Origin of the sequence: Pseudomonas syringae group sp. 243L2, from assembly GCF_032587875.1 — a bacterium.
Lineage (GTDB): Bacteria > Pseudomonadota > Gammaproteobacteria > Pseudomonadales > Pseudomonadaceae > Aquipseudomonas > Aquipseudomonas amygdali.
In genome coordinates this window covers 275624-293143 of the sequence record NZ_JAWHPL010000031.1, presented here as the reverse complement: position 1 = coordinate 293143, position 17520 = coordinate 275624, and the positions used below count along the sequence as shown (strand labels likewise).

The 17520-nt window shown below is 60.0% G+C and carries 15 protein-coding genes and 1 riboswitch; of the genes, 1 reads left to right on the top strand and 14 read right to left on the bottom strand.

Features of this window, described 5'->3' with window-relative positions:
- Window positions 1-62: 62 nt before the first annotated feature.
- Both alaS and ltaE read right to left on the bottom strand, forming a co-directional pair.
- On the bottom strand, window positions 63-2687 hold the full coding sequence (gene alaS / locus RYB66_RS21360; protein ID WP_005746302.1) for an alanine--tRNA ligase: 2625 nt from the start codon (window positions 2685-2687) through the stop codon (window positions 63-65).
- Window positions 2688-2831: 144 nt separating this feature from the next.
- Entirely contained in the window at window positions 2832-3836 is a 1005-nt protein-coding gene (ltaE, locus tag RYB66_RS21355; protein ID WP_316895367.1) for a low-specificity L-threonine aldolase, read from the bottom strand.
- Window positions 3837-4048: 212 nt separating this feature from the next.
- Window positions 4049-4215, top strand: a riboswitch (FMN riboswitch).
- 126 nt (window positions 4216-4341) lie between these two features.
- Between ltaE and RYB66_RS21350 the strand changes: the two genes are divergently transcribed.
- Complete coding sequence (locus RYB66_RS21350) at window positions 4342-4854, top strand: 6,7-dimethyl-8-ribityllumazine synthase (protein WP_005746300.1); 513 nt, start codon at window positions 4342-4344, stop codon at window positions 4852-4854.
- 239 nt (window positions 4855-5093) lie between these two features.
- Here RYB66_RS21350 and astE read toward each other — a convergent pair whose 3' ends face one another.
- From astE to RYB66_RS21290, 12 genes are all read right to left on the bottom strand, one after another.
- Window positions 5094-6101: a succinylglutamate desuccinylase gene (gene astE, locus RYB66_RS21345; RefSeq protein WP_005746299.1), complete on the bottom strand. Its 1008-nt coding sequence runs from the start codon at window positions 6099-6101 to the stop codon at window positions 5094-5096.
- 12 nt (window positions 6102-6113) lie between these two features.
- Window positions 6114-6401 (bottom strand): hypothetical protein, encoded by a 288-nt coding sequence (locus RYB66_RS21340; protein ID WP_005731381.1) that lies wholly within the window; start codon window positions 6399-6401, stop codon window positions 6114-6116.
- 61 nt (window positions 6402-6462) lie between these two features.
- On the bottom strand, window positions 6463-7809 hold the full coding sequence (gene astB, locus RYB66_RS21335) for an N-succinylarginine dihydrolase (RefSeq protein WP_005746298.1): 1347 nt from the start codon (window positions 7807-7809) through the stop codon (window positions 6463-6465).
- A gap of 48 nt (window positions 7810-7857) precedes the next feature.
- Window positions 7858-9327 carry a succinylglutamate-semialdehyde dehydrogenase gene (gene astD / locus RYB66_RS21330; protein ID WP_161798116.1) on the bottom strand — a complete coding sequence of 490 codons (1470 nt, stop codon included), beginning with the start codon at window positions 9325-9327 and terminating at the stop codon, window positions 7858-7860.
- Window positions 9324-10349 carry an arginine N-succinyltransferase gene (gene astA, locus RYB66_RS21325; RefSeq protein ID WP_004659722.1) on the bottom strand — a complete coding sequence of 342 codons (1026 nt, stop codon included), beginning with the start codon at window positions 10347-10349 and terminating at the stop codon, window positions 9324-9326. Before astA ends, astD begins: the two co-directional genes overlap by 4 nt.
- Window positions 10350-10412: 63 nt before the next feature.
- Window positions 10413-11444, bottom strand: a complete 1032-nt coding sequence (gene aruF, locus RYB66_RS21320) for an arginine/ornithine succinyltransferase subunit alpha (RefSeq protein ID WP_005746295.1) — start codon at window positions 11442-11444, stop codon at window positions 10413-10415.
- Window positions 11445-11577: 133 nt separating this feature from the next.
- The gene (locus RYB66_RS21315) at window positions 11578-12795 is read right to left on the bottom strand and encodes an aspartate aminotransferase family protein (RefSeq protein WP_316895363.1); all 1218 of its coding nucleotides are present in this window, start codon (window positions 12793-12795) and stop codon (window positions 11578-11580) included.
- A gap of 236 nt (window positions 12796-13031) precedes the next feature.
- Window positions 13032-14024, bottom strand: a complete 993-nt coding sequence (argR, locus tag RYB66_RS21310) for a transcriptional regulator ArgR (protein WP_004665895.1) — start codon at window positions 14022-14024, stop codon at window positions 13032-13034.
- A 135-nt stretch (window positions 14025-14159) separates the two neighbouring features.
- Window positions 14160-14924: an ABC transporter ATP-binding protein gene (locus RYB66_RS21305; protein WP_002554439.1), complete on the bottom strand. Its 765-nt coding sequence runs from the start codon at window positions 14922-14924 to the stop codon at window positions 14160-14162.
- Window positions 14925-14946: 22 nt separating this feature from the next.
- Complete coding sequence (locus RYB66_RS21300; protein ID WP_316895361.1) at window positions 14947-16059, bottom strand: M14 family metallopeptidase; 1113 nt, start codon at window positions 16057-16059, stop codon at window positions 14947-14949.
- A gap of 1 nt (window position 16060) precedes the next feature.
- A complete protein-coding gene (locus RYB66_RS21295) occupies window positions 16061-16759 on the bottom strand; it encodes an ABC transporter permease (RefSeq protein ID WP_002554441.1) in 699 nt (232 codons plus the stop codon).
- The gene (locus RYB66_RS21290; protein ID WP_002554442.1) at window positions 16756-17445 is read right to left on the bottom strand and encodes an ABC transporter permease; all 690 of its coding nucleotides are present in this window, start codon (window positions 17443-17445) and stop codon (window positions 16756-16758) included. The genes RYB66_RS21295 and RYB66_RS21290 overlap by 4 nt, the downstream gene beginning before the upstream one ends.
- Between the last annotated feature and the right edge of the window lie 75 nt (window positions 17446-17520).

Genomic DNA, 17520 nt, shown 5'->3' with positions numbered 1-17520 from the left:
CCTATTAACCCATTCAAATCCTTGCAAGGCCTGCCGGCAATCGACAGGCCTGCAGACTCGACTCAGATACCCTGCTCTACAAAAGGAACGGCCAGTGCCAGCGCTGAATCCAGCGCACCTGCATCGACACCACCGCCTTGAGCCATATCAGGACGCCCACCGCCTTTACCACCGACAGCGGCAGCCGCCTGCTTCATCAAATCACCGGCTTTGAGTTGGCCAGTCAGGTCCTTGGTCACGCCTGCGACCAAGACAACCTTGTCCTCATGAACACTGCCGAGCAGGATCACTGCGCGGCCGAGCTTGTTCTTCAACTGGTCGACAAGCGCCAGCAGCGCCTTGCCGTCCTGGCCATCCAGGCGCGTAGCCAGAACCTTGACCCCTTTGACATCCAGCGCGGCAGACGACAGGTCGTCGCCGGCGGCACTGGCTGCCTTGGCTTGCAGTTGTTCCAGTTGTTTTTCCAGCAGACGGTTGCGCTCAAGCACAGCCGTCAGCTTGTCCAGCAGGTTGTCGCGATTGCCTTTGACCAGCGTCGCGGCTTCCTTGAGTTGATCTTCGGCCGCATTCAGCCAGGCCAGCGCAGCAGCACCGGTAACCGCCTCGATACGCCGCACACCTGCAGCGACACCGCCTTCACTGACGATCTTGAACAGCGCGATGTCACCGGTGCGGCTGGCGTGAATGCCACCACACAGCTCGACGGAAAACTCGCCGCCCATGCTCAGTACGCGAACGCTGTCGCCGTACTTTTCGCCGAACAGCGCCATGGCGCCCTTCTTCTTCGCCGTGTCGATATCGGTTTCTTCGGTCATTACCTCGGTATTCTTGCGAATCTCGGCGTTGACTATATCTTCCAGCGCACGCAGTTGCTCGGGCTTGATCGCCTCGAAATGGCTGAAGTCAAAGCGCAGGCGCTGACTGTCGACCAGCGAGCCTTTCTGCTGAACATGCTCACCCAGCACCTGACGCAATGCGGCGTGCAGCAAGTGAGTGGCCGAATGGTTCAATTTGGTTGCATCGCGAACTTCATCGGCCACCTGTGTTTCAACCTGGGCGCCAACGCTCAGGCTGCCGGAGGCCACAACACCGTGGTGCAGGAACGCACCGCCAGTCTTGGTGGTGTCACTGACATCAAAACGCACATCACCGGCATGCAGGAAACCACTGTCGCCGATCTGACCGCCCGATTCGGCATAGAACGGGGTAGTGTCGAGAATCACCACGCCCTCTTCGCCTTCATTCAGGTGAGTGACCGACTGACCTTCTTTATACAGCGCCACAACGCTGGCGCTGCCAGTCGTTGCAGAGTAACCGGTGAACTGCGTGGCGACGTCAACCTTGACCAGGCTGTTGTAATCCATGCCAAACGAGCTGGCCGAGCGGGCGCGCACGCGCTGGGCGTCCATTTCACGCTCGAAGCCGGCTTCGTCCAGGGTCAGATTACGCTCGCGGGCGATGTCACCCGTCAGGTCCATCGGGAAACCGTAGGTGTCATACAGCTTGAACACGACTTCACCCGGCACCACGGTGCCCTTGAGGTCAGCCAGATCCTGTTCAAGAATTTTCAGACCCTGTTCAAGGGTCTTGGCGAACTGTTCCTCTTCACCTTTCAGCACGCGCTCGATATGCGACTGCTGTTGCACCAGCTCAGGGAACGCAGACCCCATCTCGGCAACCAGCGCGGCAACGATCTGGTAGAAGAAACTGCCCTTGGCACCCAGCTTGTTGCCGTGACGGCAGGCGCGACGAATGATGCGGCGCAGCACATAGCCACGACCTTCGTTGGAAGGCAGCACGCCGTCCGCGATCAGGAAACCGCAAGAACGGATGTGGTCCGCCACGACCTTCAGCGAAGCCTGGTTGTCACTGCTGCAACCAATGGCCTTGGCCGACGCAGCCAGCAGGCTCTGGAACAGGTCGATTTCATAGTTGGAATGTACGTGTTGCAGAACCGCACTGACACGCTCCAGGCCCATGCCGGTATCGACAGACGGCGCTGGCAGCGGGTGCAGCACGCCATCTGCAGTCCGGTTGAACTGCATGAATACGTTGTTCCAGATTTCGATGTAACGGTCGCCGTCTTCTTCCGGCGAGCCTGGCGGGCCGCCCCAGATTTCCGGGCCGTGATCGAAGAAAATCTCGCTGCAAGGACCGCATGGCCCGGTATCGCCCATCGTCCAGAAGTTATCGGAGGCGTAAGGCGCGCCTTTGTTGTCGCCGATACGAACCATGCGCTCGGCAGGCACGCCGATCTCTTTGGTCCAGATGTCGTAGGCTTCGTCGTCGGTCGCGTAGACCGTGACCCAAAGCTTTTCCTTGGGCAGGTTCAGCCATTTCTCGGAGGTCAGGAAGGTCCAGGCGTAGGTAATGGCATCACGCTTGAAATAGTCACCGAAGCTGAAGTTGCCCAGCATTTCGAAAAAAGTGTGGTGACGAGCGGTATAGCCGACGTTTTCCAGGTCGTTGTGCTTGCCACCGGCACGCACGCATTTCTGACTGGTAACGGCGCGGGTGTAGGCGCGTTTTTCCTGGCCCAGGAAGCAATCCTTGAACTGGTTCATGCCTGCGTTAGTGAACAGCAGGGTTGGGTCATTGCCCGGAATCAAGGAGCTTGAAGCAACACGGGTGTGGCCTTGCTCTTCGAAGAAGCCAAGGAAGGCTTCACGGATTTCTGCGCTTTTCATAGGTTCTTCCACGGAGACTGCGGCCAGAGGCAAGTGCAAAACGTCAAATGACGTAGCGACGGCAAAGGGCCGCATTATATAGGCGTTGCGCCCTCGGTACAGTGTGTTTGTGCGATAGAAACAAGTAACTGGATTATCGTGATCTCATGAGTGTTCAAAGGCTGCAAATGCAGCGATGACCTGTTCAACCTGCGCACGCGACACATTCAGATGGGTCACCATGCGCAGTCGCGACGCGGCTGTGAGCACGATGCCCCGCTCGGCACAGAACGCCTTGAGTGCTGCAGCGCGCTCCCCAATCTGCACGTAGACCATGTTGGTCTGCACCGGCTCGACAGCGTAGCCGAGCCCGCTCAGGCCTTCGGCCAGAAACGCAGCATTGGCATGGTCATCCGCCAGCCGCTCGACCTGATGATCCAGCGCGTAGAGCCCTGCGGCAGCCAGCCCTCCGGCCTGACGCATGCCGCCACCGAGCATCTTGCGCAGGCGACGCGCTCTGGCGATCAATGGCTGCGATCCGCACAGTACCGAGCCGATCGGTGCGCCCAGGCCCTTGGAAAGGCACACCGATACCGAATCGAAGTGCCGGGTAATCTCGCGAACATCGACGCCCAGCCTGACCGATGCGTTGTACAGCCGTGCGCCGTCCAGATGAAGGGCGAGGCCTTTTTCCAGCGTCAGTGTGCGTGCGGCGGCCAGGTATTCCAACGGTAGCACCTTGCCCTGCATGGTGTTTTCCAGGGCCAGCAGGCGTGTGCGGGCGAAGTGAAAGTCATCGGGTTTGATGGCGTCGAGCACCTGCTGCAGGTCAAGGGAGCCATCGGCCTGCACCTTCAGTGGCTGCGGCTGGATGGAACCCAGCACGGCTGCACCGCCGCCTTCGTACTTGTACGTGTGGGCCTGCTGGCCAACGATGTATTCATCGCCACGCTCACAGTGCGCCATCAGCGCCAGCAGATTGCTCATGGTGCCTGACGGGACAAACAACGCGGCATCAAACCCGAGGCGCTCGGCGAGCGTCGCTTCGAGCAGGTTGACGGTGGGGTCCTCACCATAGACGTCATCGCCGACGGGCGCACGCGCCATGGCATCCCGCATACCGGGCGTAGGCAGAGTCACTGTGTCGCTGCGCAGATCGATGACAGTCACGAAAAAACTCCCTGAAGTTGAAGATCGATAATGCATGCAACCTTTGGCTTGCAACAAGGCATTACTGAGGCCACAGCACATGATAATCAAGCGCCGCCACTCTCGATACTCTGTGCCCTTATAAGAAAAAGGTAGGTGCACCGTACGAAAGTGTCCATGCATGATCCGGCGAACTGTGATAAAAATCCTGCGCCGGCCACGTAAAGTGCCGGCAACGTTCTCAGGGCGGGGTGCAATTCCCCACCGGCGGTAATGGCGCGCAATGCGTCTAGCCCGCGAGCGCTTGGGGGTCGCAGCTTTGGTTGGCGATCGGCAAGGTCAGCAGACCCGGTGTGATTCCGGGGCCGACGGTCATAGTCCGGATGAAGAGAGAGCGGGATTGGTGTCAGCAAGAACGTCTGCAAAACCTCATCATGAACGACATCGTTCAGGAGGCTTTCCTACGCGACTTGAATCCCTTTCGATCCAAACGCCCTGTTTTTTCCATAAACAGGAGTCAGAACACGTGCAACCTACTGCAATCGACAGCAAAAGCAAAAGCCACCCGAACGAACGCGTCGCCTTCATCCAGGCCTGCTGGCACAAGGATATCGTCGATCAAAGCCGTAAAGGTTTTATCGCCGAGATGGCCAATCATGGCTATGCGGAAAGTGACATCGACATCTTTGAAGTGGGCGGTGCCTTCGAAATTCCGCTGCATGCAAAACTGCTGGCCAATACCGGCCGTTACGCTGGCATCGTCGGCGCTGCACTGGTAGTGGACGGCGGCATCTATCGCCATGAATTCGTTGCGCAGTCAGTGGTCAGCGCGCTGATGCAGGTCCAGCTGGAAACCGAAGTACCGGTGTTTTCCGTGGTCCTGACACCGCACCACTTCCATGCGGGCGAAGAACATCAGAAGTTCTTCTTCGATCACTTCTCCCACAAAGGCGAAGAAGCGGCCAAGACCTGCGCTGACACCTTGAACAAGGTACGCAGCCTGCGTCGCCTGGACGCTCAGCAAAAAGCGGCCTGCTGAAACGCGTAGCAGCGGCACGAGAGGCGTTCGTCAGGACGACTCTCGTTGCGCAGGTTCTATGTCGCAAAGAGGACGCAGAGCGTCCAGAACGGCATGCCGACGCGGAGCGTCGCACGATAGTCGAGATTATCGCTCCTCACGCTGCAGCGTCGCACGATAGTTGAGATTATCGTTCCTCACGCTCTGCGTGGGAATGCCGTTCTGGACGCTCTGCGTCCGGTCTTGAGGGTGCCCAGCGATCAGCCAAGGCTACCCGCATCAGTCGGCACAATCAGAATCCCCGCCCGCAGGCCGTTTTTGACCTTCGGGTTGGGGAAGATGATTCTCGCACCATCCCCCTCTACCACCCAGCGTGAACCACCCGCGTCTTCGGCCAGCACGTAGCCCTTTTCCAGCGGTGAGAAGTTTTCTACAGCATCGGCGAGGTTGAACGTGAATGCATCGGTGCGCTTGATGACTTCGCGTGCCACGCTGAACAGTTGCAACCCCTCAAGATTTTCATCCAGCTCGGGCTCGCGGCCTTCGATGATCTGCTCCAGACGCAGACGCAGCGGCGCAAGATTGACCTGCTGGTTCTGGCCGAACGGCCGGGCCTTGCCCAGTTCCAGAGTGAAGGCCTCGGCACCCAGCTGATCGTAGGTATAGGCGCTGAACACAATGGACGGTTTGTTCTGCAGCAACACCGCACTCATCCCCGCAGCACGCAGCCGGGCCAGTTCGAGACGCGAGTGCTGACGACCTTCTTTCCACGGGTAAAGCGCGAACTGCTCGATCTTCGAACCGCGAATGGCAGTGTGCAGGTCGTAATGCAGGCGGTAGCGATCCGGCAGGCTGAAAAAGCTGGCGGCCAAGTGCTCCAGCTCGCAGGCACGCAGGGCTTCTGCACCGCCACTTTGCTCGTGACGACCGTTGAACAGCCGATTGACGTCCTGCTCGACAAACCGGGTACCGCGCCGCATGGCGTCGGGATTGCCAAACAGAAACAGAATACGTGCGCGCGGTTTAAGGTCGCCGCGCGCGATGCTGCGGATCAGTTCATCCAGCAGCTCGATGGGTGCAGTCTCGTTGCCATGAATACCGGCAGAGAGCAGCAGGTCCGTGCCATTGTCACGGACTTCCGGCGGGCGGACCTCCAGAGCCCCCTCGCCCATCCATCGCATTCGCACGCCTTCGACGGTCAGTTGAGTCTTTTCCGCTGGCTCACGTCCAGCCAGGGTCAGTTCAAGCAATTTGCCGAGGGCGAGCATAGGGCAACTTCCTTAGTGGTTGCAGTCAGGACCGTGAACGTGACCGTCTTCGTCGGCACCTGCGTCGGCCGGTTCCATTTCCAGTTGCAGGCTGACCAGGTTGGTTGCCAACGGGCGCAGCAGCAGGTTGGCGTACTCGGCATCGTCTTCTTCGACATCAACACCGATCAGCAATTGGCCACGGCCATCCTGCTGAATCCACAGCTCCTTGCCCTGCCAGATAATGGCAACGCGGGTGCAAGAGGTTTCCAGCTGGGTGCCATCGGTGTCTTCAAGGATAAGTTGCAGGGCGTCGCTCATAGTCGGAATGCTCTAGATAAAGAAATCATGCGCCAGACATTTGCCCGGCGCGCAGGGTGTTTCAATTCAGTTGAAACGGATAGACGGCACCCAGTTTAAGGATTTGCGTCAGTTCATCCAATGCCGTACGGCATTCGCTCAGCAATCGGGGATCGGCCAGATCGTTTTCACTCATGCGATCACGGTAGTGCCTGTCGACCCATTGCGTCAGCGTGTCGTACAGCGGCGCGGTCATGATCACGCCAGGGTTCACCGCAGCCAGCTCGGTTTCCTTGAGCGCTACACGCAGTCGCAGGCAGGCAGGGCCGCCGCCGTTCTGCATGCTTTGCTTGAGATCGAACACATTGACCTGGGCAACCGGGCTGTCATCGGCAATCAACCGCTGCAGATAAGCCCAGACGCTCGCATTGGCCTGACACTCCTGCGGCACGATCAGCAGCATCGAGCCGTCCGGGCGTGACAACAACTGGCTATTGAACAGGTAAGAGCGCACCGCATCCTGCACCGAGACCTCGGCACGCGGCACACAAATCGCCCGCAACTGCCCGCCGACACGGCCGAGTTTGTCGCGCAGCTCATTAAGCATTGGCTCGGTGTTGAGGAATGCATCCTCGTGATAGAACAGCACCTCACCGTTGCCGACCGCGATCACATCGTTATGAAATACACCCTGATCGATGACCGCCGGGTTTTGCTGAGCATAAACCACACCGCCCTCGCTCAAGCCATGCAAACGCGCAACAGCTCGTGACGCTTCCAGGGTCTGGCGGGCCGGATACTTCTGCGGTGCCGGGTAGCGGGTATCGAACGCACTGCGGCCAAAAACGAAAAACTCCACGCCGGGCTGGCCGTAGTCCTGACAGAAACGGGTGTGGTTGGCCGCGCCTTCGTCACCGAACTGCGCGACTGGTGGCAACGCAGGATGATGGGCAAAGTGCTTTGCATCGGCAAACATCGCCCCCAGCACGCGGCTGGTGGTCGGGTGCTCGATGCTGCGATGGTATTTGCAGTTGAGGTTGGCTGCCGTGAAATGCACGCGCCCATCTGCGGTGTCGGCACTGGGGCTGACCGTCGCCGCGTTGGCCACCCACATGCTCGATGCCGAGCAACTGGCAACCAGCAATGGCATATCCTGACGGGCGGCTTTTTCAATCACCTGTTCATCGCTGCCGGTGAAACCCAGCTGCCGCAAACCGGCCACATCAGGGCGTTCCTGCGGTGCCAGCACGCCCTGGGTAAAACCCAGGTCCATCAGCGCCTTCATTTTCGCCAGGCCTTGCAGCGCCGCTTCACGCGGGTTCGCGCATTGCTGGCTGTTACTCTGGGAGGCGACATTACCGTAGGACAACCCGCCGTAGTTGTGGGTTGGCCCGACCAGACCGTCAAAATTCACTTCACAGGACTTCATCGGCAAGGCTCCGTGGATCTGTTTTTATAAGCAATCGTGCGCACCCTGTCAGCTCAGCCTGATGCCGGGGGTCAGTGTCGACGGCAGGGTCAGGCTGCCCGTCTCCAGCGAAGCCACCGGATAGGCGCAATAGTCGGCTGCGTAATAGGCGCTGGCGCGGTGGTTGCCCGAGGCGCCGACCCCGCCGAACGGTGCGCTGCTGGCGGCGCCGGTCAGCTGTTTGTTCCAGTTGACGATCCCGGCGCGGCTGTGCAGCCAGAACTGCTGATAGCGTGCTTCGGAGTCCGAGAGCAAGCCTGCCGCGAGGCCATAGCGAGTGGCGTTGGCTTCGGCGATGGCGGCGTCGAAACCGGCGTAGCGGATAACCTGCAACAGCGGGCCGAACAGCTCTTCGTCAGGCCGCTCGGCGACCGCGCTGACATCGATAATGCCCGGCGTCAGCAGCGCTGCTCCGGCCTGCGGCTGACGCATTTCCAGCAAGGTCACTGCGCCGTTGGCGAGCAGGTTGCACTGCGCGTCGAGCAAGGCGCGTGCGGCCTCCAGCGAAATGACCGAGCCCATGAACGGAGACGGCTGCTGATCGAACGCCCCCACCTCGATAGTCGCGCTGACGGCAACCAGTCGCGCCAGCAAGGCATCGCCCCAGTCGCCCTCGGGCACCAACAGGCGACGCGCACAGGTGCAGCGCTGGCCTGCGGAAATGAACGCCGACTGAATGATGGTGTAAACCGCTGCGTCGATGTCCTGAACCTGATCAACGATCAGTGGATTGTTACCGCCCATTTCCAACGCGAGAATCTTCTCGGGGCGCCCGGCGAACTGCTGGTGTAGCGCGTCACCGGTGCGGCTTGACCCGGTAAAGAACAGCCCGTCGATGCCTGGGTTGGCAGCCAGTGCAATACCGGTTTCGCGACCGCCTTGCAGCAGGTTGAGAACACCGGCAGGCAACCCGGCTTCGATCCAGCAGTTGACGGTCAGTTCGGCGACTTTCGGCGTCAGTTCGCTGGGCTTGAACACTACCGTATTGCCCGCCAGCAAGGCCGGAACGATGTGCCCGTTAGGCAAATGACCAGGAAAGTTGTACGGCCCGAACACCGCGACCACACCATGTGGCTTATGGCGCAATACTGCGGTGGCATCGCCCAGCGGCCCGCTCTTTTCGCCGGTTCGTTCGCGATAGCTCTGCACCGAGATGGCAATCTTGTTGACCATGCTGGTTACTTCGGTCGCCGACTCCCACAAAGGCTTGCCGGTTTCTTCACCGATGCAGTGCGCCAGTTCATCGGCGCGGTCCTTGAGGCTGGCAGCAAAGGCCTCCAGCACAGCAATACGCTGATCCAGAGACAGCAGCGCCCAGCCGGGAAATGCCTGACGCGCAGCCTTCACCGCGTAATCGACTTGTTCTGCCGTAGCGCTTTGCCCGGACCACAAAGTTTGCTGGCTCACCGGGTTCAAAGAATGGAACAGCTCGCCCTGCCCGGCCTGCCATGCACCTGCAATGTAGAGGGTACTCATCAAACGCCCTCCCGCGCCGCTGACAAAGGCACGGCGCGCACGTTGTCGCCTGCACTCATGCGCAGCCGCTTGGCGGTTTGTGGCGCAACCACCAGCGTGCCAGCGGCGAAACGCGCAGCGCCTACCGTAATGCGGCAGTCTTCACGCTTGCGGTTGTAAATCAGAAACTGCGGCGCATCGTCACCTGGCGTACCGATGGCCAGTACCAGCGCCTGGCTGTCCTTGATTGCGCGAATCTTGCCGGTCTCGCACTCGATGGCAGGCCCAGCATCGAAGATGTCGACGTAACCCTGATACGAGAACCCTTCGCCCTTGAGCATGGTCAGCGCAGGCTCGGTGTCGGCATGCACGCGGCCGATCACATTGCGTGCGTCTTCGGAAAGAAAGCAGCTATAAAGCGGAAATTTGGGCATCAGCTCGGCAATGAATGCCTTGTTGCCAACGCCGGTCAGGTAATCGGCCTGACTGAATTCCATCTTGAAGAAATGCCGACCCAGACTTTCCCAGAACGGCGACCGGCCATTCTCGTCGGACATGCCACGCATCTCGGCAATGATCTTGTTACCGAACAGCTTCGGAAATTCGGCGATGAACAGCATGCGCGCCTTGGACAGCAGGCGGCCATTGAGGCCATTGCGTGAATCGCTGTGCAGGAACAGCGAGCACAGCTCGGAATTGCCGGTCAGATCGTTGGCCAGGAACAGGGTCGGGATTTCCCGGTAGATGTTCAGTTCCTGCGAAGCACTGACCGTAAGGCCGACCCGGTAGTTGTACCAGGGCTCGCGCAAGCCGACCGCCCCGGCGATGGCAGAAATGCCGACCACCCGACCATCGTCATCTTCAAGCACGAACAGATAGTCGGCATCGCCGCGCTCGGCTTCTCCGCGAAAGGTCTTTTCAGCCCAGCCTACCCGGTGCGCGAGACGCTGCTCATTGGCGGGCAGTGTCGTCAGACCGGCACCGGTGCTGCGCGCCAGCTCGATCAGCGCAGGCAGGTCACTGCTGCGTACAGGACGAACGATCATGTTATCTCCTCAGCGGCTCATCGAGAGCCTTGAAACTCACTAATCGGCTATCGAACGTCTGGCTCAGACCGCGACGATCCGCACACTGGCACCTTCACCAACGCCCAGTGCGTCGGCGGCCTGCAGGCTCAGCACCACCGGTCTACCAGGTGCCCAGTCCAGTTCCAGGAGCACCGCGCGGTAATCCTGCAACAGGCCGTTGGCAACCAGATAAAGACGCCCGCCTGTGCCGACATCGCTGCTTTGCGCGGTTTCGACCTTGACCGGCACCAGACGGCTCTGCGCGATGGACCGGATTCCGGATACCTTGGCATGCAGGGTCGGGCCACCGTCGAAGATGTCGATGTAATGGTCGGTTTCAAAGCCTTCGCGCATCAGGATGTCGAAGGTGATCTGCGCACGCGGATGCACCTGGCCCATGGCCTCCTGCGCAGCGTCAGGCAGCAATGGCACGTAGATCGGGTAATGCGGCATCAGCTCGGCGAGGAAGGTCCGGCTTTTCAGCCCGCACAGGCGCTCGGCAGCGGCGTAGTTGAGATCGAAGAAGTTGCGCCCGATGGCATCCCAGAACGGCGAATCTCCCTGTTCGTCGCTGTAACCGACGATCTCGGTGACCACCGAATCGGCAAAGCGCTCGGGGTGACTGGCAACAAACAGCAGGCGGCCGCGAGAGTTGAGCTCCGACCAAGCAGTGCCAACCAGTTCCGGGACCACGTAGAAACTGGTCAGCAGGCTGTTACCGGTCAGGTCGTGACACTGGGACAGAACATGGATCTTGTTATGGATCTTCAGTTCGCGGGAAGCATGCACGAAGGTTTCGTTGCGAAAACTGTAAAACGGCTCGGAGTAGCCCGCCGAAGCAACAATGCCCGAGCAGCCCACCAGCTTGCCGCTTTCGCTGTCTTCGAGCACGAAGAAGTAGGTTTCTTCGCCGTTGAAGCTGACCTCGGCGGCGAATGATGCCTCCGACGAGCCGATCTTGTCGGTCAGGCGGCCAGCATCGTCGGGCAAGGACGTGACACCGATAGGGCTGTCGGCAGCGAGGCGTTGAACCTCGGCCAGATCAGCCATTTGCGCAGGGCGCATCACCAGCATGGTGCCACTCCTTGTAGATCGACCGGCATTTACGACCGGCACTGGTAAAAGCACCACACGGCATCATGCCGCACAGCACAGGAAAATGTCCGGTGTTTGCCGATCAGGCAGACACCGGGATAAAGCGGATGAATCAGGACGTCAGCTTGGCGATGGCACGTTCGAAGCGGTTCAGGCCTTCTTCGATGTCTGCGTCTTCAATCACCAGGCTCGGCGCGAAACGGATTACGTCGGGACCGGCCTGCAGAATCATCAGATCCTGGGCTTCAGCGGCGTTGAAAATGTCCTTGGCCTTGCCTTTCCAGGCGTCGGACAGCACGCAGCCGATCAACAGGCCCAGGCCGCGCACTTCGGTGAACACGCCATATTGCTGGCCGATGCTCTCCAGGCGGGTCTTGAATTGCTGATGCTTGCGCTGCACGCCAGCCAGCACTTCAGGCGTATTGACGGCATCAATCACCGCTTCACCGACCGCGCAGGCCAGCGGGTTGCCGCCATACGTGGTGCCGTGAACGCCGACCGCAAAGTGTTTGGCAAGTTTTTCAGTGGTCAGCATGGCCGCCAGGGGGAAGCCGCCACCGATGCTTTTAGCGCTGGAAAGGATGTCCGGGGTCACGCCGTAATGCATGTAGGCGAACAGATGACCGCTACGGCCCATGCCGCTCTGCACTTCATCGAATACCAGCAACGCGTTGTGCTCGTCACACAGCTTGCGCGCGCCTTGCAGGTATTCCAGCTGGCCCGGCAACACGCCGCCTTCGCCTTGAATCGGCTCCAGCACCACAGCGCAGGTCTTGTCGGTAACAGCCGCTTTCAACGCTTCAAGGTCGTTATACGGCACGTGGCTGATGCCGGTGATTTTCGGCCCGAAACCATCGGAGTATTTCGGCTGGCCACCGACGCTGACGGTAAACAGGGTGCGTCCATGAAAACTATTTACGGCCGAAATTATTTCGTATTTTTCAGGACCGTGCAGGTCGTGCGCCACTCGGCGCGCCAGCTTGAAGGCCGCCTCGTTGGCTTCAGCGCCCGAGTTACAGAAGAACACGCGCTCGGCGAACGTCGCATCCACCAGCTTTTTGGCCAGACGCAGGGTCGGCTCGTTGGTGAAAACGTTGGACACATGCCAGAGGTTGTTGGCCTGCTCGGTCAAGGCACCGACCAGCGCCGGATGGCAGTGGCCCAATACGTTGACGGCGATCCCGCCCGAGAAATCCACCAGTTCGCGTCCCGCCTGATCCCAGACCCGGGAGCCCGCACCGCGCACGGGAATGAACCCGGCCGGGGCGTAATTGGGGACCATTACCTGGTCGAAATCGGCGCGTTGCACCGCAGCATGCTCAACGGACATCGGAGTCTCCTGATGAGGAACGCCTGCCTGAAACTGGCGAGCGATGGAAAGATTGTAAGGACTGAATTGTGTTCGGCCTTGCCGCCAGGCGACAACTTGTTACAGCGCAAAACCGGGTTTTTTCAAGGTTTTCGGCAATGCGACATATTGCGTCACAAAGGCGCAGTTTAAACGGATTGAGGCCGGCCTGTCTGGACCAGAGCTGTCGCGGCAGCACTTCTATCGCGACAAGACAATCAACCGCGCTCGGCAGGCACCGGCGAAAGTTCGAACGGGCTGCTGCTGCGTCGCTGGTTACGGTCTTCACGCGGCGTGGCGCCGAAGAAGTTGCGGTAGGCACTGGAGAAGTGCGGACCCGAGGAAAAACCGCACGAAAGACCGATCTGAATGATCGACTTGCTGGTCTGCATCAACATCTGACGCGCCTTGTTCAGGCGCAGCTCCAGGTAATACTGACTGGGTACACGGTTGAGGTACTGCTTGAAGATTCGCTCCAGCTGACGGCGCGACACACACACGTGCTGGGCGATTTCGTCAGTGGTCAACGGCTCTTCGATGTTGGCTTCCATCAACAGTACAGCCTGGGTCAGCTTTGGATGGCTGGAGCCCAGACGGTTCTGCAACGGAATGCGCTGACGCTCGCCGCCTTCGCGAATGCGCTCGACCACCAGTTCCTCGGAAACCGCCCCGGCCAGCTCGGCCCCATGATCACGGGACAGCACCGCGAGCAGCAGATCGAGCACCGACATGCCACCACAGGCAGTCAGGCGATCCCGGTCCCAATCGAACAAATGGCTGGTGGCGATGACCTTGGGGAAGCGCTCGGCGAAGTCGTCCTGCCAGCGCCAGTGCACGGCAGCGCGATAGCCATCCAGCAGGCCCAGTTGCGCGAGCGGGTAAACGCCCGCCGACAGCCCGCCAATCGAACAGCCGGCACGCACCAGTTGCTTGAGCGCGCTGCCCAGCGCCGGAGCCACGGCTGCCGGAGGCTCATCAGCGAGCAGAAACAGCTTCTGAAAACCGTCCAGTCGCCCGGTCCAGGGCTCGCCCGGCAATTGCCAGGCGCCGGCAACCGCTGTCGGCTCCCCTGCCTCGGCCTGTAGAAACGACAATTCGTAGACCACTTCAGGATGAACGCGCTGAGCGACACGCAAGGCTTCCTCGGCAAGTGCCAGAGTCAGGGCTTTGGTGCCAGGCCAGACGAGAAAACCTATTCGATGGGCAGTCATTGGGACATCCGATACGTATTGCCGCAAAAGCCGAGCCTCAGAAGATGGCTCGATCTGGAACATCCAGGTCATGTCGCGCGTCGCGCAGCATGCCCTGTTCTGCCGTAAAAAGGCATCGCCATGCGATGCCGATCGTCACTTGAGGCTACCTGACAGGAACTGCTGCAGACGCTCGGTCTGCGGGTTGGCCAGTACCTCGCGTGGGTCACCACGCTCCAGAACCACACCCTGGTGCAGGAAAACCAGCTGGTTGGAGACTTCCCGGGCAAAGCCCATTTCGTGAGTCACCACCACCATGGTCCGGCCTTCCTGAGCCAGCCCCTGCATGACCTTGAGCACATCACCAACCAGTTCAGGGTCGAGCGCCGAGGTAGGCTCGTCGAACAGCATCACTTCAGGTTCCATCGCCAGCGCGCGGGCAATGGCCACACGCTGCTGCTCGCCACCGGACATGTGTCCTGGATAAGCGTCCTTACGATGGGACACGCCGACCTTGGCCAGGTAGTGCTCGGCTTTTTCCAGCGCTTCCTTTTTCGACACGCCCAGAACATGAACCGGCGCTTCGATGATGTTCTGCAGCGCCGTCATGTGCGACCACAGGTTGAAGTGCTGGAATACCATCGACAGACGTGAGCGCATGCGCTGCAACTGTCTGGCGTCGGCAGCTTTCAGACCGCCGTCCTTGTTCGGCACCAGCTTCAACTCTTCGTTGTTGAGCAGGATCTTGCCGGCATGGGGCTGTTCGAGCAGGTTGATGCAGCGCAGAAAGGTGCTTTTGCCCGAGCCGCTGGAGCCGATGATGCTGATGACATCGCCAGCTTTGGCGGTCAGGGACACGCCCTTGATCACTTCGTGACTGCCATAGCGCTTGTGCAGGTCCTGCACTTCCAGTTTGTTCATGCTTTGGGTTCCCACAGAACGGTCAATCACTGAGCAGACGTCCATGACGCAGCGCGGTGCGCCCCGCCACTTTGGCCAGCCAGAAACCTGGTTGAGCGTAACGAAGCCGCTCGATGGCAAACAGCACCCCGGCAGTATTCGCACAAATGGTACTGACCTGATCGGACAGCGGGTCGATGACTTCGAACAGCGCATCGCCGATTTCGACTTTATCGCCTGCGGCACGCAGGAATGTCACCACGCCAGGATGCGGCGCATAGAGCAATTCGGTACCTTCGAATGGCAGACCTTCACAGGCTTGATGTGCGGGCTGCGGCCAGTCACCGCTGATAAAACCCTGTTCGGCCAGAAACGCCAGAATGCCTTCGGCGTGCGCTTGCGCCTGAGGCTTGCCGGTGTCGGCCTGACCACCCAGCTCAAGGGTGGTCGCCAGACACGCCAGCGGGATCTGCGCCTGCGGGAAGGTCCGTGACAGACGCAACCACGGCAGCGAACAGGCTTCATCGAAGGAACTGCCACCGGAATCCTCGGCCAGCAGTGCCACCTGAATATTCAGGTGCGCCGACAGCGAGCGCCATTGCGGCCAGTGCTGTGGCAAGGCATACATGTGCAGCGCGGCATCGGCATCGCAATGCAGATCCAGCACCACATCAGCGATGCAGGCATGCTTGAGCAGGATGCGCTGCATGCCTTGCAACTCCGATTGCGCGGCAGGCAAGCCTTCAAGTGCAGTCATCATCGCCTGACGAATCAATTGGGTATTGGCGCGCGGGTCATCGCCCAACTGGCCTTCCAGCAACTCGGTGACCGGCTCGCTCAGCTCGGTGAAGTCACGGTTGAAATTCTTGCCGCTGCCGAACTCGAAACGCCCCTGGTGCGCACCTTGCAGTAACTGCCCCAGCCCCAGCGGGTTGGCCACCGGCACCAGCTCGACGACGCCCTTGAGCGCGCCTTGCTGTTCCAGCTCGGTCAGGCGTTTCTTCAACTCCCAGGCGGTGCGCATGCCGGGCAGTTCGTCTGCGTGCAGACTGGCCTGAATGTAGGCTTTTCGCTCGCCAGTGCCGAAGCGAAAGACACTCAGCGTGCGTTCGGTGCCGAGGGTGCTCCACGGCAATACATGATCGATTCTTTGCATTTCAGACCTTCCGTGGGGCCAGATAGCCCAGCCAGCGGCGTTCGGCAATTTTGAACAGCCGCACCAGAATGAATGTCAGGCACAGATAGAAAACGCCTGCGGTAACGTAAGCCTCGAACGGCAGGTAGAACTGCGCGTTGACCGTGCGGGCAGCGCCGGTGATGTCGATCAGGGTCACGATGGAGGCCAGACTGGTCGTCTGCAGCATCATGATGACCTCGTTGCTGTACTGCGGCAGCGCCCGGCGCAAGGCCGAGGGCAGCAGAATGCGCCGATACATTTTGGCCTTCGACATGCCCATGGCCCGCGCAGCCTCGATTTCACCGGCCGGCGTGGCCTTGAGGCTGCCGGCAATGATCTCGGCCGTATAGGCGCTGGTATTGATAGTGAACGCCAGACAGGCACAGAACGTAGCACTGGACAGCCAAGGCCATAAAAAGCTTTCGCGCACCGCGTCGAACTGGGCCAGCCCGTAATAGATCAGGAACAGCTGGACCAGCATCGGCGTGCCGCGGATCACATAGGTGTACAGCCAGGCCGGCATATTGACCCAAGGGTTTTTCGAGACCCGCATCAGGCCCAGCGGCAACGCCGCGAGCAGCCCGAATGCGAGCGAAATCGCCAGCAGTTTCAGGGTGGTCAGCAAACCGCCGAAGTACAGCGGCAGGCTGTCCCAGATCACGTTGTAGTCAAAGATCATAGGTCAGCCGCCCTCACGCCTACCGAGTAGCGTTTTTCGAGGTAACGCAAGGCGAGCAGCGAAACACTGGTAATCACCAGGTACATCGCCGCAACCGCCAGAAAGAAGGTGAAAGGCTCGCGGGTGGCATCGGCCGCCTGCTTGGCCTTGAACATCATGTCCTGCAGTCCGACGACGGAAATCAGTGCAGTGGCCTTGGTCAGGACCAGCCAGTTATTGGTGAAACCGGGGATCGCCAGACGAATCATCTGCGGCACCAGAATGCGGAAGAACACCTTGCCACTGCTCAGGCCATACGCCATGCCGGCTTCGGCCTGCCCCTTGGGGATGGCCATGAACGCACCGCGAAAGGTTTCCGAGAGATAGGCACCGAAGATGAAGCCCAGAGTGCAGATCCCGGCCAGCAAGGGGTCAAGATCAATGTAGTCATCAAAACCCAGCAGCGGCGCAACCCGGTTGAGCAGGTCCTGACCGCCGTAGAAAATCAGCAATATCAGGACCAGATCGGGAATGCCGCGAATGACCGTGCTGTACAGATCGCCCAGCCAGGCAATCCAGCGTACCGGCGACAGACGAAGCGCCACGCCGATCAGACCGAGAACGATCGCCAGAGCCATCGACGACAGGGCCAGCTGCAACGTCAGCCAGGCACCTTCGAGGATGACAGCTCCGTAACCTTTCAACATGATGTGCGGTCCTCAAGCGTGGAATAAAAATGGCGCAAGCCAGGCAATTCTGTTTGCGCCATTGATCAGGATCGG

Coding starts and splice junctions, on each gene's coding strand:
- RYB66_RS21290 (WP_002554442.1), bottom strand. CDS start 17,445: ATGTTGAAAGGTTACGGAGCTGTCATCCTCGAAGGTGCCTGGCTGACG.
- RYB66_RS21315 (WP_316895363.1), bottom strand. CDS start 12,795: ATGTCCGTTGAGCATGCTGCGGTGCAACGCGCCGATTTCGACCAGGTA.
- alaS (WP_005746302.1), bottom strand. CDS start 2,687: ATGAAAAGCGCAGAAATCCGTGAAGCCTTCCTTGGCTTCTTCGAAGAG.
- astA (WP_004659722.1), bottom strand. CDS start 10,349: ATGATCGTTCGTCCTGTACGCAGCAGTGACCTGCCTGCGCTGATCGAG.
- astE (WP_005746299.1), bottom strand. CDS start 6,101: ATGCTCGCCCTCGGCAAATTGCTTGAACTGACCCTGGCTGGACGTGAG.
- RYB66_RS21305 (WP_002554439.1), bottom strand. CDS start 14,924: ATGAACAAACTGGAAGTGCAGGACCTGCACAAGCGCTATGGCAGTCAC.
- RYB66_RS21300 (WP_316895361.1), bottom strand. CDS start 16,059: ATGCAAAGAATCGATCATGTATTGCCGTGGAGCACCCTCGGCACCGAA.
- argR (WP_004665895.1), bottom strand. CDS start 14,024: ATGACTGCCCATCGAATAGGTTTTCTCGTCTGGCCTGGCACCAAAGCC.
- RYB66_RS21295 (WP_002554441.1), bottom strand. CDS start 16,759: ATGATCTTTGACTACAACGTGATCTGGGACAGCCTGCCGCTGTACTTC.
- RYB66_RS21340 (WP_005731381.1), bottom strand. CDS start 6,401: ATGAGCGACGCCCTGCAACTTATCCTTGAAGACACCGATGGCACCCAG.
- aruF (WP_005746295.1), bottom strand. CDS start 11,444: ATGCTGGTGATGCGCCCTGCGCAAATGGCTGATCTGGCCGAGGTTCAA.
- astB (WP_005746298.1), bottom strand. CDS start 7,809: ATGAAGTCCTGTGAAGTGAATTTTGACGGTCTGGTCGGGCCAACCCAC.